Genomic DNA, 13,233 nt, shown 5'->3' on the forward strand with positions numbered 1-13,233 from the left:
TGCGACAGGAAGGAGGGGGAATGGCTGACGACGACCACGAGGACGCGCCCGAGGGCGTCCTGCTCAAGGGCGAGGGCAACGCCGCCAAGCGGATCAAGGCCGAGCGCGAGCAGCGGGGCTGGAGCACCACCACGCTCTCCGACCGCCTCAACGAGGCCGGCTACGAGATGAACCCGTCGGCGGTATGGCGGATCGAGAACGGCAAGCGCCGCATCAACCTCGACGAGGCCATCGGCTTCGCCGAGGCGTTCGGGGTGTCGTTGTCCAACCTCGTCGGCCCGCCGGCCCTGGCCGCCGCCGGCCGCGCCATGGAGCTGATCGACACCGTCGTGGCCGCCAACGCGGCCGCCCAGAGAGCCCAGCACGCGTACCGCCGGGTCAACGCCGAGCTCATCGCCTACCTCGAAGAGCACCCGGACATCCGCGAGGAGGCCAACGCGGTGGTCAGCAACGCCATCGCCGAGAGCACCATGAAGATCAACCAGGAGGAGTTCGGCCTGCCGCCTCAGCCGTAGCCCGCCCCTTCCGGCCGCCCTGGACCACAAACCCCAGACCACGGCCGCCTCACACGCCCATCCCATCCCCCTGAACGACACCGGCCCGGCCGGGGTTGCCGCCCCATCAGCCGAGCCAGGAGAGGACCCTGCTTGCGCCAGACGGCGATACCCCACGCCTCCGCCCAGCCCCGCACGGCGAAGGAGGTGAACAGCAACGACTGTCTGCTCACGGTCGACGAGGCCGCCGAACGCCTCGGCACCGGCGTCCGCTTCATCCGCCGGCTCATCTCCGAGCGCCGGATCCGCTACGTGAAGCTCGGCAAGCACGTCCGCATCGCCGACAGCGTGCTGAACGCGTACGTCGAGGAGCGCACGGTCCCCACGCTCCGCGACGCGCGCTCCCGCTTCGGGAAGGCGGCCTGATGGCGAGCCGCAAGCCGCAGCGACGGCGTGAGTTCGGCACGGTGCGTCAACTGCCCTCCGGGCGCTGGCAGGCCCGCTACTGGGCCCCGGACGGGTCTCGGCACACCGCCCCGGAGACCTTCGAGACGAAGACGGACGCCCAGGACTGGCTGACCCTCACCAAGGCGGACATCCAGCGCAATGTCTGGGTGGACCCCGAGGTCGGGGCGGTCAACTTCGAGGAGTACGCCTTGAAGTGGGTGGTGGAGCGCGGGCTGTCCGCGACGACGGACGAGCTGTACCGCCGCCTGCTGCGGCTGCACCTCCTGCCGTTCTTCGGCGAGGTGGACCTCGACGAGATCACCCCGCCGACTGTGCGGACGTGGCGGGCCGAGCGTCTGGCCGCCACCGGGGCCACCACCGTCGCCAAGTCCTACCGCCTGCTCAAGGCGATCATGGAGACGGCGGCGGACGACGAGTTGATCCGCCGCAACCCGTGCCGCATCAGGGGTGCTGGCAGCGAGCGGGCGAAGGAGCGCGCGACGGCCACGGTCGAGCAGGTCGACGCCCTCGCCGAGGCCATCGGAATCCGCTGGCGCCTGATGGTGTACCTCGGCGCCTACGGCCCGATGCGCCCGGAGGAACTGGCGGCCCTGCGCCGGACCTCGGTCACCCTCGACCCGCTCGCCGTCCGGGTCACGGAGGCCGCCCCGGAGCTGAATACCGGCCGTCGCGCCGAGGGCGACACCAAGTCCGCGGCCGGTGTCCGGACCATCCACCTGCCGGCCTTCCTCCACATCGAGGTCAAGCGGCACCTGGACTGGTTCGCGCAGAAGGAGCCCGACGGGCTGCTGTTCGTGGGCGAGAAGGGAGCACCCTTCCGGCGGACCACCTTCGGCCGAAAGTGGGCGAAGGCCCGCGCCAAGGTCGGCCTGCCGAAGGACTTCCGCTTCTACGACCTCCGGCACACGGGCCACACCCTCTCCACCCAGTCCGGCGCCACGCTCAAGGACACGATGGTCCGCGCCGGCCAGTCCTCGGAGAAGGCCGCGATGATCTACCAGCACTCCGACGACGCCCGCCAGCAGGAGGTCGCCGGAGGTATCGACGCCAAGGTCCGCGCTGCACGGCAGGCGGCCACCGAGTCGCCTCCTGCTGCTCGGGAAGCATGAGGTCGGGGGGCCAGGACGCTTTCTCGTCCCGGCCCCCCGACCCGGCTTCAGCGCAGACCGTACGCGTGGTTGTAGGGCGCTTCGGCGTCGGTGGCCCGGAGGAAGTGGGGCCCCTTCGTGGGCCTACCACCGGCCGTGCGGCAGGCGACTCCGGCCGGGGCGCCGCAAGCGCGGCACTCCCAGTCCTGGGCTTCTGTCAGCCCTTGCTGCTTGATCTCGGCCATTACGGCCCGACGCTGGTCCCACCAGGCTTCCCTCTCAGGGCCCACTGCAGGTGGCTCCGATTCCTGCAGCAGACGGAACGCGCGCTGGCGTTCGGGGTCCGCGAGAGGTCCTGACAGGGGCTTGGTGACGACGGCTGTCTCAGCCGCCTCTTCACCGGCTTCCAGCTCCGCCTTCAAGTCGTCGATCTGTTGAAGCAGGTGCTGCTCGAAGTCGTCCAGTGTTGCCCCGGGATGCGTTTCTGAGAAGTCCTGGGCCTCCAAGTAGAAGCGGTAAAGAGCGTTGAGCTGGGATCGCGCCTTGTGGTTGGTGAACTCGCGCATTGCGGTCCTGTTCGTCCTCTCTTCTGGTGTGGCCGTACGGGCGGGCTCAGAGGTGCTGAGCGAATGCGGTCTCCAGCCGGTCGACGGCGTCTCCATGGGCGCTCAGATGCGGCTGCATCACCCATACGTCCTCACGGAAGGGCTCGAACCCCAAAGACCGCCACGTGCGTTGCACCACAGCCTTCTCCCGCGCCTCCCGGACCGTGTCCTCCCGTTCGCCGACAGGGATGTCGATTGGGTACGGATGTGTGGCCACGAGCGCTGCTTGGCCGGCCATCCAGCGGAGCAGTCGGCCGATCAACAACCGGCCGACCCCGCCCAACCCGCGCCACGCCGGTGCGATCCGAACCCGGTCGATGATGACGACTTGTTCGCCGCTCACCAGGCCCTCCTCCAGATCGGGGTGCAGGCCGAGCTCTCCCGACTTGTCGAAGAGCGGTGTGAAGTGCTCATAGTCGGCGTCGCGCGCGTCCAGCGACACGTAGATACTCCCGACTCGCCCCAGGTCCACCGTGAGGCCGGACATGGTGAGGATCGTCAGCTCCTGGTCCTCGCCCCGGGACGACTGGGCCAGCGATACGCCAGGGGTCAGGAGCCGCGCGTTGTCGGCCTCGGCCTCTTCGTCGTCCGGCTCCCACAGGGGCAGGACGGCGCGGCAGCTCCATTCCAGTGTCGCGGGGTCGTCGTGGGCATCGGAGGCGACCAAGGAAGCGGACGAGTCGAAACGTAACTCCAGACGGTTCAGATACGTCAGGAGGTCCGCCCTGGAGGATGCGGCGTCGGTCATGACGCCACACGCTAGCCACGCCGTCGGCCTCGTATGAGGAGATTCCCGAGACCGGCGGCGATCCCCTCGGTAGGACTCTGACGCAGGTGGTGCGAGGTGGTGCGCCACGTGCCCTCCGAACAGGGAGTTCGGGCGAGATGGGGCACGCGGAGGGCACGGCAGCCCCCGAGAGGTCTAGACAACGAAGAAGGCCCTGGTCTCTGACCAGGGCCTTCTCTCAAGAGCGGATGACGGGAATCGAACCCGCGCTATAAGCTTGGGAAGCTCATGTTCTACCATTAAACTACATCCGCACAGCGGCCGTGTGATCCGTGCCGCATCGTTGCACACTGTACCCCATGCGCCACTTGGGACGAAGCTCCCGCCTTTTCGCGCACGGAGTGCCGTCCGGGGGGCGCCCCCTTCATCCCCTAATGTGGCTGCTCGTCCAGCACGTGTGTAGGGGAAGGGACTTGATGGGTTCGATGGAGCGCACCGTCGTCCGTTGTGCCGAAGGGCATGTGTTCAGTACCGCCTCGTTCCCGCTTCAGCAGCTCGGGGCCGGGCGGATCGGGCCTGGGCGGCTCATCCGGTGTCCGCGCTGTGCGCGGCTGCGGCATGCGGTGCCGGTGGAGATCGGGCGGCGCTGATCGGTGCCGGGGCGCGGACGCCTGCCGATTGCGGCAGGTCCGCGCCCTCTGCGTATCGTGGGGGGCGTGCTTCTCTCAGACAAGGACATCCGGGCCGAGATCGATGCCGGACGGGTGCGCATCGACCCGTACGACGAATCCATGGTGCAGCCCTCGAGCATCGACGTGAGGCTTGACCGCTTCTTCCGGGTGTTCGAGAACCACCGTCACCCCCACATCGACCCCGCCGTCGAGCAGCTCGACCTGACCCGTGAGGTCGAGCCCGAGGGCGACGAGGCGTTCATCCTCCACCCCGGCGAGTTCGTGCTCGCCTCGACGTACGAGGTCATCACCCTCCCGGACGACATCGCGTCGCGGCTTGAGGGGAAGAGCTCTCTGGGGCGGCTCGGGCTCGTCACGCATTCGACCGCCGGCTTCATCGACCCGGGGTTCTCCGGGCACGTGACCCTGGAGCTGTCGAACCTCGCCACCCTGCCGATCAAGCTCTGGCCGGGCATGAAGATCGGGCAGCTCTGCATGTTCCGGCTGAGCTCGCCCGCTGAGTTCCCGTACGGGAGCGAGCGGTACGGCTCCCGTTACCAGGGGCAGCGGGGGCCGACGGCCTCCCGCTCGTTCATGAACTTCCATCGGACCCAGGTGTGAGGCGGTCGCAGCCATGAGTGAAGTACGCGAGAACCTGACGTACGAGGGTTTCGGCCGCGCCGTCCGTGAGCTGGCGCAGACCATCGCCGACGACGGTTACGAGCCCGACATCGTGCTCTCGATCGCACGTGGCGGGGTGTTCGTCGCCGGAGGCCTGGCGTACGCCCTGGACTGCAAGAACATCCACCTCGTGAATGTGGAGTTCTACACCGGGGTGGGGACCACCCTGGAGATGCCGGTCATGCTGGCGCCCGTGCCCGACGCGATCGACTTCAGCGACAAGAAGGTGCTGATCACCGACGACGTCGCGGACACCGGCAAGACCCTCAAGCTCGTCCACGACTTCTGCGTCGACCACGTCGCCGAGGTCCGTTCGGCCGTCATCTACGAGAAGTCGCACTCCCTCGTGAAGTGCGAGTACGTGTGGAAGAAGACCGACGAGTGGATCAACTTCCCCTGGTCGGTGGAGCCGCCCGTGGTCAAGCGCGAGGGCCAGGTCCTCGACGCCTGACCCCCGGAGATACGACGAAAGGGCCCCCACCGTGTGCCGGTGGGGGCCCTCTCGTCGTGGTTCTCCTACAGGGTGCCCAGCTTGATCAGGCTCAGCAGCGCCACCAGCTGGATCGCCGACGCGCCCAGGGCCTTCGGCCACGGCAGGTCGTGCGAGCGGCTCACCATGACCGTGAAGAGCGCGCCCGCCGCCAGCCAGGTCAGCCAGCCGATCACCTGCACGAGGCCGTTCTCGCCGCCCAGGAAGAGCGCGAAGATCAGCCGGGGCGCGTCCGTGATCGACATGATGAGCATCGAGAGGCCCACGGTCGGCTGCCAGGCCCCGTCGCCGCCCAGCTGCCGCGCCAGGGTGTGGGTCACCGCGCCCAGGATGAGTCCGCCGACGACGAAGCCGAGGGCGGTCATCAGGACGTACGGGATCGCCGTCGACAGGGTCGCGTTGATCGCCTCTTCGCGCGCCTGGTCGAAGCCGAAGATCGCGAGCAGTCCGTAGAGGAAGGTCACGATCAGCGCCGGGCCCCAGACGGCGTGGTCCCGCATCCGCAGGAACGTGTCCGCGGGGCGGAGCACGATGCCGCTCAGGAGCGCCTGCCAGCGGAGCCGGGGACCCGTCGGCGGCGGGGGTGCCTGATAGCCCCCTGCCTGGGCGTACGGGTCGTCGACGCTGAACATCTGGGTGTGGCCCGGGTTGTTCGCCGTGGCCGCGTGGGGGTGCTGCGGCCGTCCGTAGGGATCGCCGAAGTACTCCGGCTCCCCGTGGGGCTGCTGCCCGCCCTGCTGTTGCCCGTACGGGGCCGGGGCCTGGCCCTGACCCTGCGGGGGCCACTGCTGCTGCGGGTACGGCGGCGGGGCCGCGTTGTACCCGTACGGCGCCTGCTGCGGTTGTTGTTGCGGGGGGCGGTTGTCCCTGCCGCGTCCGTTCCTGAATCCAGCCACGTCGTCGAACGTACCCGCTTCCGCCGTGCGGGCGCTCCCCAGGCCGCCCCTTGCCACTGAGCTGTGACATCCCCTAGGGGGCGAACCCGGGCGTGGAGAGGGGTCGTGACACGGGGGGTGGCCCTGAGACGGCACGACGGAGCCTGAGACGGCAGGCACGACGGAAAGGGCCGCCCCGCGGTCTCGCGGGGCGGCCCTTCTTCCGTACCGGTTACTTGGCCGGCTCGGGCTCCGGCTCCTCGGCGGCCGGCTCCGGCTCCGGGTCCACCGGGGTCTTCACCGACTCGAGGAGCAGCTGGGCCACGTCGACGACCGTGACGTGTTCCTTGGCCTTGCCGTCGTTCTTCTTGCCGTTGACCGAGTCGGTCAGCATGACGAGGCAGAACGGGCAGGCGGTGGAGACGATGTCCGGGTTGAGGGACAGGGCCTCCTCGACGCGCTCGTTGTTGATGCGCTTGCCGATGCGCTCCTCCATCCACATCCGGGCACCACCGGCGCCGCAGCAGAAGCCGCGCTCCTTGTGGCGGTGCATCTCCTGCTGGCGCAGGCCGGGGACGGCGGACATGATCTCGCGCGGCGGCGTGTAGACCTTGTTGTGACGGCCCAGGTAGCACGGGTCGTGGTAGGTGATCAGGCCGTCGACCGGGGTCACCGGGACCAGCTTGCCCTCGTCGATGAGGTGCTGGAGCAGCTGGGTGTGGTGGATGACCTCGTACTCGCCGCCGAGCTGCGGGTACTCGTTGGCGATGGTGTTGAAGCAGTGCGGGCAGGTCGAGACGATCCGCTTCGCCGACTTCGGCTTCTTCGTCGACTCGTCCTCGTCGTCCTCGCCGAACGCCATGTTCAGCATCGCGACGTTCTCGGCGGCGAGCTGCTGGAACAGCGGCTCGTTGCCCAGGCGGCGGGGGGAGTCACCGGTGCACTTCTCGTCGCCGCCCATGATCGCGAACTTGACGCCCGCCATGTGCAGCAGCTCGGCGAAGGCCTTGGTGGTCTTCTTGGCCCGGTCCTCCAGCGCGCCGGCGCAGCCGACCCAGTAGAGGTAGTCGAACTCGGAGAGGTCCTCCGCGTCCTTCCCGATGATCGGGACGTCGAAGTCGACCTCCTTGGTCCACTCGACGCGCTGCTTCTTCGCCAGACCCCAGGGGTTGCCCTTCTTCTCCAGGTTCTTGAGCATCGTGCCCGCCTCGGACGGGAACGCGGACTCGATCATCACCTGGTAGCGGCGCATGTCGACGATGTGGTCGATGTGCTCGATGTCGACCGGGCACTGTTCGACGCAGGCGCCGCAGGTGGTGCAGGACCACAGGACGTCGGGGTCGATGACGCCGTTCTCCTCGGCGGTGCCGATGAGGGGGCGCTCGGCCTCGGCGAGAGCCGACGCGGGGACGTCCTTGAGCTGCTCGGGGGTGGCCTTCTCGTTGCCCTCCATGTCCTTGCCGCCGCCCGCGAGCAGGTACGGCGCCTTGGCGTGCGCGTGGTCGCGCAGCGACATGATGAGGAGCTTGGGGGAGAGGGGCTTGCCGGTGTTCCAGGCGGGGCACTGCGACTGGCAGCGGCCGCACTCGGTGCAGGTGGAGAAGTCGAGGATGCCCTTCCAGGAGAACTGCTCGACCTGGGAGACACCGAAGACGGCGTCCTCGGCCGGGTCCTCCCAGTCGATCTCCTTGCCGCCGGTGCTCATCGGCTGGAGCGCGCCGAGGGCGGTGGAGCCGTCGGCGTTGCGCTTGAACCAGATGTTCGGGAAGCCGAGGAAGCGGTGCCAGGCGACGCCCATGTTGGTGTTGAGCGAGACCGTGATCATCCAGGTGAAGGAGGTGACGATCTTGAGTGCGGCGAAGAAGTACGTGAGGTACTGGATCGTGCTCAGGCTCAGGCCGTCGAGGAGGGCGATCAGCGGGTACGAGGCGAAGAAGCCCGGCTCCCAGCTCGTCACGTGGTGCTGGACGCCTTCGAGGGCGCGCAGCGTCATGATGCAGAGGCCGACGATGAGGATGACCGCTTCGACGAAGTAGGCCTGGCCCGTCTTGGAGCCGGCGAAGCGGGACTTGCGGCCCGCCCTGGTCGGCTTGCTGAGCTGCCGGATCACGATGAGGGTGACGATGCCGAGGACCGTCATCAGGCCGAGGAACTCGGTGAAGATCTCGTACGGCAGCCAGTCACCGATGATCGGGATCAGCCAGTCGGCCTGGAAGAGCTGGCCGAAGGCGTTGACGATCGTCAGCAGCAGCGAGAAGAAGCCGACCGCCACGAACCAGTGCGCGAAGCCGACGATGCCCCAGCGGTTCATCCGCGTGTGGCCGAGGAACTCCTTGACCAGCGTGATGGTGCGCTGCTTGGGGTCACCGGTACGTGTGCCGGCGGGGACCGGCTGACCGAGCCGCACGAAGCGGTAGATCTGCACGGTGGCGCGGCCGAACAGCGCGACGGCCACCACCGTGATGACGATCGACACGATGATCGCGGCGAGTTGCATGAAGGGCTCCTCGGGCGGGCCTACTAAGCGGTAACTTATCGAGTTCCTGCTGAGATTACCCGGTCACGGCGCCGCGCTGTAGCGGCGCTCGCGGTGATATGTGTCGCTCAGGCAAACCTTGCCGCGCGACGCCTGCGTACTGCTGGAAGCGTACGCGCCAGGATCCTCAGATCCATTCCCAGCCAGTGGTGGTCCACATAGTGGAGATCGAGCAGCTCGCGCTCCTCCCACGGGAGGTCCGAGCGGCCGCTGATCTGCCATGGGCCGGTGAGTCCCGGGCGTACGGAGAGCCGGCGGCGCCCCTCGCCCGCGCACTCCCGGTGGGACGGGCTCAGCGGGCACGGTCCGACCAGCGACATCTGGCCGCCGACGACGTGCAGGAGCAGCGGCAGGGCGGCCAGCGGGCTCCTCGTGCGGAAGGTCAGCATCGTGAAGGGCCGCCCCCCGAGACCGGCCACCGTGCGACGGCGCAGGACCCCGCGCCCCGGGGGTGCCGAGCCCAGGGCGACGGAGAGGGCGACGGCGGCGAGCACCGGGGAGAGCGCCATCAGAAGGGCGAGCCCGCCCAGGACGTCGAACGTGCGCTTGGCCGTCATTCCCCACACCCTTCCGAGCGGCGACCGAGAACCATGAGAGACGAGAATCATGGGATATTCGTGGGATATGCCTGCTTTGCCCATCGAGGGGCATGCGGACTCTCTCACCCGCGCCCCGTCCGGTCCGGGATCGACGCGCTCCCCCGCCTCGGCTGAGCGGGCCGTCCGGCGAAGAGTTGAGTCGACCTCACTCAGGTCTGTTGACTCGTCGACGGGTGTCATGCATCCTTGAGTCAGATCCACTCAAGTACGTCAGCTGGAGGAACCGAAATGGCACGTGCGGTCGGCATCGACCTGGGCACGACTAACTCCGTCGTCAGCGTTCTGGAAGGCGGCGAGCCCACCGTCATCACCAACGCCGAGGGCGCCAGGACCACGCCGTCCGTCGTCGCCTTCGCGAAGAACGGCGAGGTGCTCGTCGGCGAGGTGGCGAAGCGTCAGGCCGTCACCAACGTCGACAGGACCATCCGGTCGGTCAAGCGCCACATGGGCACCGACTGGAAGATCGAGATCGACGGCAAGAACTTCAACCCGCAGCAGATGAGCGCCTTCATCCTGCAGAAGCTGAAGCGCGACGCCGAGGCGTACCTGGGCGAGAAGGTCGTCGACGCGGTCATCACCGTCCCGGCGTACTTCAACGACTCCGAGCGTCAGGCCACCAAGGAGGCCGGTGAGATCGCGGGCCTCAACGTCCTGCGCATCGTCAACGAGCCGACCGCGGCCGCCCTGGCGTACGGCCTCGACAAGGACGACCAGACGATCCTCGTCTTCGACCTCGGTGGCGGCACCTTCGACGTGTCCCTCCTGGAGATCGGCGACGGCGTCGTCGAGGTGAAGGCCACCAACGGTGACAACCACCTCGGTGGTGACGACTGGGACCAGCGCGTCGTCGACTACCTGGTGACGCAGTTCCAGAACGGCCACGGCGTCGACCTGGCCAAGGACAAGATGGCTCTCCAGCGTCTCCGCGAGGCCGCGGAGAAGGCGAAGATCGAGCTGTCGTCCTCGACCGAGACCTCGATCAACCTGCCCTACATCACGGCGTCCGCCGAGGGCCCGCTGCACCTGGACGAGAAGCTCACGCGCGCCCAGTTCCAGCAGCTGACCTCGGACCTGCTCGACCGCTGCAAGGTGCCGTTCCACAACGTCATCAAGGACGCGGGCATCCAGCTCTCCGAGATCGACCACGTCGTCCTCGTCGGTGGCTCGACCCGTATGCCGGCCGTCGCCGAGCTCGTCAAGGAGCTGACCGGCGGTCAGGACGCCAACAAGGGTGTCAACCCGGACGAGGTCGTCGCCATCGGCGCCGCGCTCCAGGCCGGTGTCCTCAAGGGTGAGGTCAAGGACGTCCTGCTCCTCGACGTGACCCCGCTGTCCCTCGGCATCGAGACCAAGGGCGGCATCATGACCAAGCTCATCGAGCGCAACACCACGATCCCGACCAAGCGGTCCGAGATCTTCACGACGGCCGAGGACAACCAGCCGTCCGTGCAGATCCAGGTCTACCAGGGCGAGCGCGAGATCGCGGCGTACAACAAGAAGCTCGGCATGTTCGAGCTGACCGGTCTGCCGCCGGCCCCGCGCGGGGTCCCGCAGATCGAGGTCGCCTTCGACATCGACGCCAACGGCATCATGCACGTGACCGCGAAGGACCTGGGCACGGGCAAGGAGCAGAAGATGACCGTCACCGGCGGCTCCTCGCTGCCGAAGGACGAGGTCGACCGGATGCGCCAGGAGGCCGAGCAGTACGCGGACGAGGACCACCGTCGCCGCGAGGCCGCCGAGTCCCGCAACCAGGGCGAGCAGCTCGTCTACCAGACGGAGAAGTTCCTCAAGGACAACGAGGACAAGGTCCCCGGTGACGTCAAGACCGAGGTCGAGACGGCGCTCTCCGAGCTGAAGGAGAAGCTCAAGGGCGAGGACACCGCGGAGATCCGCACCGCCACCGAGAAGGTCGCGGCCGTCTCCCAGAAGCTCGGCCAGGCGCTGTACGCCGACGCCCAGGGCGCCCAGGCCGCCGGTGACGCCGGTGCCGGCCAGGCACAGGCCGACGACGACGTCGTCGACGCCGAGATCATCGACGACGAGCCCAAGAAGGGTGGTCAGGCGTGACCGAGGAGACCCCGGGCTTCGAGGAGAAGCCCGACGTCCCCTCCGGCGCCACCCCTGACGACGCCGCCGAGGCCGTCGAGTCCTCCCAGGAGGACGCGACGGCCCCGGCCGGGGACGCAAGCAGCCAGAAGTCGGCCGGTACCGCGGGCCTCACCGCCCAGCTGGACCAGGTCCGTTCCGCGCTCGACGAGCGCACCGCGGACCTCCAGCGGCTCCAGGCCGAATACCAGAACTACCGCCGCCGCGTGGAGCGGGACCGGGTCACGGTCAAGGAGATCGCCGTCGCGAGCCTCCTGTCCGAGCTCCTTCCCGTGCTCGACGACGTCGGCAGGGCCCGGGACCACGGCGAGCTCGTGGGCGGGTTCAAGTCGGTGGCCGAATCGCTGGAGACCGTCGTCGCCAAGCTGGGTCTGCAGCAGTTCGGCAAGGAGGGCGAGCCCTTCGACCCGACGATCCACGAGGCCCTGATGCACTCGTACGCGCCGGACGTCACCGAGACGACCTGCGTGGCGATCCTGCAGCCCGGGTATCGGATCGGCGAGCGGACCATCCGGCCCGCCCGCGTGGCCGTCGCCGAGCCCCAGCCGGGCGCGGCTCCGGCCAAGGAGGACGGCACGTCGGCCGACGAGGAGAGCGGTGCCCCCGACGAGGGGTGACGCGCCGATCGTCGGAGCAGGGGTGACCGCCGGAGCGCCGGCGGTCACCGGAGCAGTGACGAACACCGGAGCAGTCCGGAAGGAGGGACGTCGATGAGCACGAAGGACTTCGTCGAGAAGGACTACTACAAGGTCCTCGGCGTCCCCAAGGACGCCACCGACGCCGAGATCAAGAAGGCGTACCGGAAACTCGCCCGCGAGAACCACCCGGACGCCAACAAGGGCGACAACAAGGCGGAAGCGCGCTTCAAGGAGATCTCCGAGGCGAACGACATCCTCGGCGACCCGAAGAAGCGCAAGGAGTACGACGAGGCCCGCGCCCTCTTCGGGAACGGCGGCTTCAGGGCCGGCGGCCCCGGAGCCGGCTCGTTCAACTTCGACCTGGGCGACCTCTTCGGCGGCGCGCAGGGCGGCCCCGGCGGAGCCGGTGGCTTCGGCGGCGGCGGGATCGGGGACGTCTTCGGCGGCCTGTTCAACCGCGGGGCGGGCGGCGGCGCGCGTACCCAGCCGCGCCGCGGTCAGGACATCGAGTCCGAGGTGACGCTCAGCTTCACCGAGGCCATCGAGGGCGCGACCGTACCGCTGCGGATGTCGAGCCAGCAGCCGTGCACGGCGTGCTCGGGCACCGGCGACAAGAACGGCACCCCCAGGGTGTGCCCGACCTGTGTCGGCACCGGACAGGTCTCGCGCGGCAGCGGCGGCGGTTTCTCGCTCACCGACCCGTGCGTGGACTGCAAGGGCCGCGGCCTGATCGCGGAGAACCCCTGCGAGGTCTGCAAGGGCAGCGGACGGGCCAAGTCCTCCCGCACCATGCAGGTCCGCATCCCGGCGGGCGTGAGCGACAACCAGAAGATCCGGCTGCGCGGCAAGGGAGCGCCGGGCGAGCGCGGCGGGCAGAACGGCGACCTGTACGTCGTCGTGCACGTCGACACCCACCCGGTCTTCGGCCGCAAGGACGACAACCTCACCGTCACGGTGCCGGTCTCCTTCACGGAGGCGGCGCTCGGCGGCGAGATCAAGGTGCCGACCCTCGGCGGCCCCGCGGTCACCCTCAAGCTGCCCGCGGGCACCCCGAACGGCCGGACCATGCGCGCCCGGGGCAAGGGCGCGGTCCGCAAGGACGGCACCCGCGGCGACCTCCTCGTGACGGTCGAGGTCGCGGTGCCGAAGGAGCTGGACGACAAGGCACGTGACGCCCTGGAGACCTACCGTGAGGCGACCGCCTCCGAGGACCCCCGGGCGGAGCTGTTCCAGGCCGCGAAGGGAGCGTGAC

The 13,233-nt window shown here is 68.8% G+C and carries 13 protein-coding genes and 1 tRNA gene; 8 read left to right on the top strand and 6 right to left on the bottom strand.

Annotated features, from left to right (window positions below):
- The first annotated feature begins 20 nt into the window (after window positions 1-20).
- The 3 genes from ACFVYX_RS07420 (at window position 21) to ACFVYX_RS07430 (ending at window position 2,071) form a co-directional block, all read left to right on the top strand.
- Window positions 21-515, top strand: a complete 495-nt coding sequence (locus ACFVYX_RS07420; protein ID WP_389680378.1) for a helix-turn-helix domain-containing protein — start codon at window positions 21-23, stop codon at window positions 513-515.
- Window positions 516-701: 186 nt separating this feature from the next.
- Window positions 702-920: an excisionase family DNA-binding protein gene (locus ACFVYX_RS07425; RefSeq protein WP_389680603.1), complete on the top strand. Its 219-nt coding sequence runs from the start codon at window positions 702-704 to the stop codon at window positions 918-920.
- Entirely contained in the window at window positions 920-2,071 is a 1,152-nt protein-coding gene (locus tag ACFVYX_RS07430; RefSeq protein ID WP_389680379.1) for a tyrosine-type recombinase/integrase, read from the top strand. Before ACFVYX_RS07425 ends, ACFVYX_RS07430 begins: the two co-directional genes overlap by 1 nt.
- 47 nt (window positions 2,072-2,118) lie before the next feature.
- Here the strand turns inward: ACFVYX_RS07430 and ACFVYX_RS07435 are convergent, their stop codons facing one another.
- From ACFVYX_RS07435 to ACFVYX_RS07445, 3 genes are all read right to left on the bottom strand, one after another.
- Window positions 2,119-2,616 carry a hypothetical protein gene (locus ACFVYX_RS07435; RefSeq protein ID WP_389680380.1) on the bottom strand — a complete coding sequence of 166 codons (498 nt, stop codon included), beginning with the start codon at window positions 2,614-2,616 and terminating at the stop codon, window positions 2,119-2,121.
- Window positions 2,617-2,662: 46 nt separating this feature from the next.
- Window positions 2,663-3,403 carry a hypothetical protein gene (locus ACFVYX_RS07440; RefSeq protein WP_389680381.1) on the bottom strand — a complete coding sequence of 247 codons (741 nt, stop codon included), beginning with the start codon at window positions 3,401-3,403 and terminating at the stop codon, window positions 2,663-2,665.
- 222 nt (window positions 3,404-3,625) lie between these two features.
- A tRNA-Gly gene (locus tag ACFVYX_RS07445) sits at window positions 3,626-3,696 on the bottom strand.
- Between the two features lie 402 nt (window positions 3,697-4,098).
- On the opposite strand from ACFVYX_RS07445, the gene dcd reads away from it, so the two are divergent.
- Both dcd and ACFVYX_RS07455 read left to right on the top strand, forming a co-directional pair.
- Window positions 4,099-4,674: a dCTP deaminase gene (gene dcd / locus ACFVYX_RS07450; RefSeq protein ID WP_030209939.1), complete on the top strand. Its 576-nt coding sequence runs from the start codon at window positions 4,099-4,101 to the stop codon at window positions 4,672-4,674.
- A 13-nt stretch (window positions 4,675-4,687) separates the two neighbouring features.
- Entirely contained in the window at window positions 4,688-5,185 is a 498-nt protein-coding gene (locus tag ACFVYX_RS07455) for a phosphoribosyltransferase (protein ID WP_030323619.1), read from the top strand.
- A gap of 65 nt (window positions 5,186-5,250) precedes the next feature.
- On the opposite strand, the gene ACFVYX_RS07460 is transcribed toward ACFVYX_RS07455, so the two are convergent.
- The 3 genes from ACFVYX_RS07460 to ACFVYX_RS07470 form a co-directional block, all read right to left on the bottom strand.
- A complete protein-coding gene (locus tag ACFVYX_RS07460) occupies window positions 5,251-6,120 on the bottom strand; it encodes a Yip1 family protein (protein ID WP_389680382.1) in 870 nt (289 codons plus the stop codon).
- Window positions 6,121-6,331: 211 nt separating this feature from the next.
- Window positions 6,332-8,596, bottom strand: a complete 2,265-nt coding sequence (locus ACFVYX_RS07465; protein WP_389680383.1) for a (Fe-S)-binding protein — start codon at window positions 8,594-8,596, stop codon at window positions 6,332-6,334.
- Window positions 8,597-8,703: 107 nt separating this feature from the next.
- Window positions 8,704-9,192, bottom strand: coding sequence for a sugar transferase (locus ACFVYX_RS07470; protein ID WP_389680384.1), 489 nt, complete (start codon window positions 9,190-9,192; stop codon window positions 8,704-8,706).
- A 270-nt stretch (window positions 9,193-9,462) separates the two neighbouring features.
- Between ACFVYX_RS07470 and dnaK the strand changes: the two genes are divergently transcribed.
- From dnaK to dnaJ, 3 genes are all read left to right on the top strand, one after another.
- A complete protein-coding gene (gene dnaK / locus ACFVYX_RS07475) occupies window positions 9,463-11,304 on the top strand; it encodes a molecular chaperone DnaK (protein WP_389680385.1) in 1,842 nt (613 codons plus the stop codon).
- Entirely contained in the window at window positions 11,301-11,960 is a 660-nt protein-coding gene (gene grpE, locus ACFVYX_RS07480) for a nucleotide exchange factor GrpE (RefSeq protein WP_389680386.1), read from the top strand. Before dnaK ends, grpE begins: the two co-directional genes overlap by 4 nt.
- A gap of 93 nt (window positions 11,961-12,053) precedes the next feature.
- Window positions 12,054-13,232: a molecular chaperone DnaJ gene (dnaJ, locus tag ACFVYX_RS07485; protein ID WP_389680387.1), complete on the top strand. Its 1,179-nt coding sequence runs from the start codon at window positions 12,054-12,056 to the stop codon at window positions 13,230-13,232.
- The last annotated feature ends 1 nt before the right edge of the window (window position 13,233 follow it).

This window comes from Streptomyces sp. NPDC058326 (genome assembly GCF_042879855.1).
GTDB lineage: Bacteria > Actinomycetota > Actinomycetes > Streptomycetales > Streptomycetaceae > Streptomyces.

What these genes read in the sequence shown, in the direction of transcription:
- ACFVYX_RS07420 (WP_389680378.1), top strand. Translation starts at nt 21, where the DNA reads ATGGCTGACGACGACCACGAGGACGCGCCCGAGGGCGTCCTGCTCAAG.
- ACFVYX_RS07430 (WP_389680379.1), top strand. Translation starts at nt 920, where the DNA reads ATGGCGAGCCGCAAGCCGCAGCGACGGCGTGAGTTCGGCACGGTGCGT.
- ACFVYX_RS07435 (WP_389680380.1), bottom strand. Translation starts at nt 2,616, where the DNA reads ATGCGCGAGTTCACCAACCACAAGGCGCGATCCCAGCTCAACGCTCTT.
- ACFVYX_RS07440 (WP_389680381.1), bottom strand. Translation starts at nt 3,403, where the DNA reads ATGACCGACGCCGCATCCTCCAGGGCGGACCTCCTGACGTATCTGAAC.
- ACFVYX_RS07455 (WP_030323619.1), top strand. Translation starts at nt 4,688, where the DNA reads ATGAGTGAAGTACGCGAGAACCTGACGTACGAGGGTTTCGGCCGCGCC.
- ACFVYX_RS07465 (WP_389680383.1), bottom strand. Translation starts at nt 8,596, where the DNA reads ATGCAACTCGCCGCGATCATCGTGTCGATCGTCATCACGGTGGTGGCC.
- ACFVYX_RS07470 (WP_389680384.1), bottom strand. Translation starts at nt 9,192, where the DNA reads ATGACGGCCAAGCGCACGTTCGACGTCCTGGGCGGGCTCGCCCTTCTG.
- dnaK (WP_389680385.1), top strand. Translation starts at nt 9,463, where the DNA reads ATGGCACGTGCGGTCGGCATCGACCTGGGCACGACTAACTCCGTCGTC.
- dnaJ (WP_389680387.1), top strand. Translation starts at nt 12,054, where the DNA reads ATGAGCACGAAGGACTTCGTCGAGAAGGACTACTACAAGGTCCTCGGC.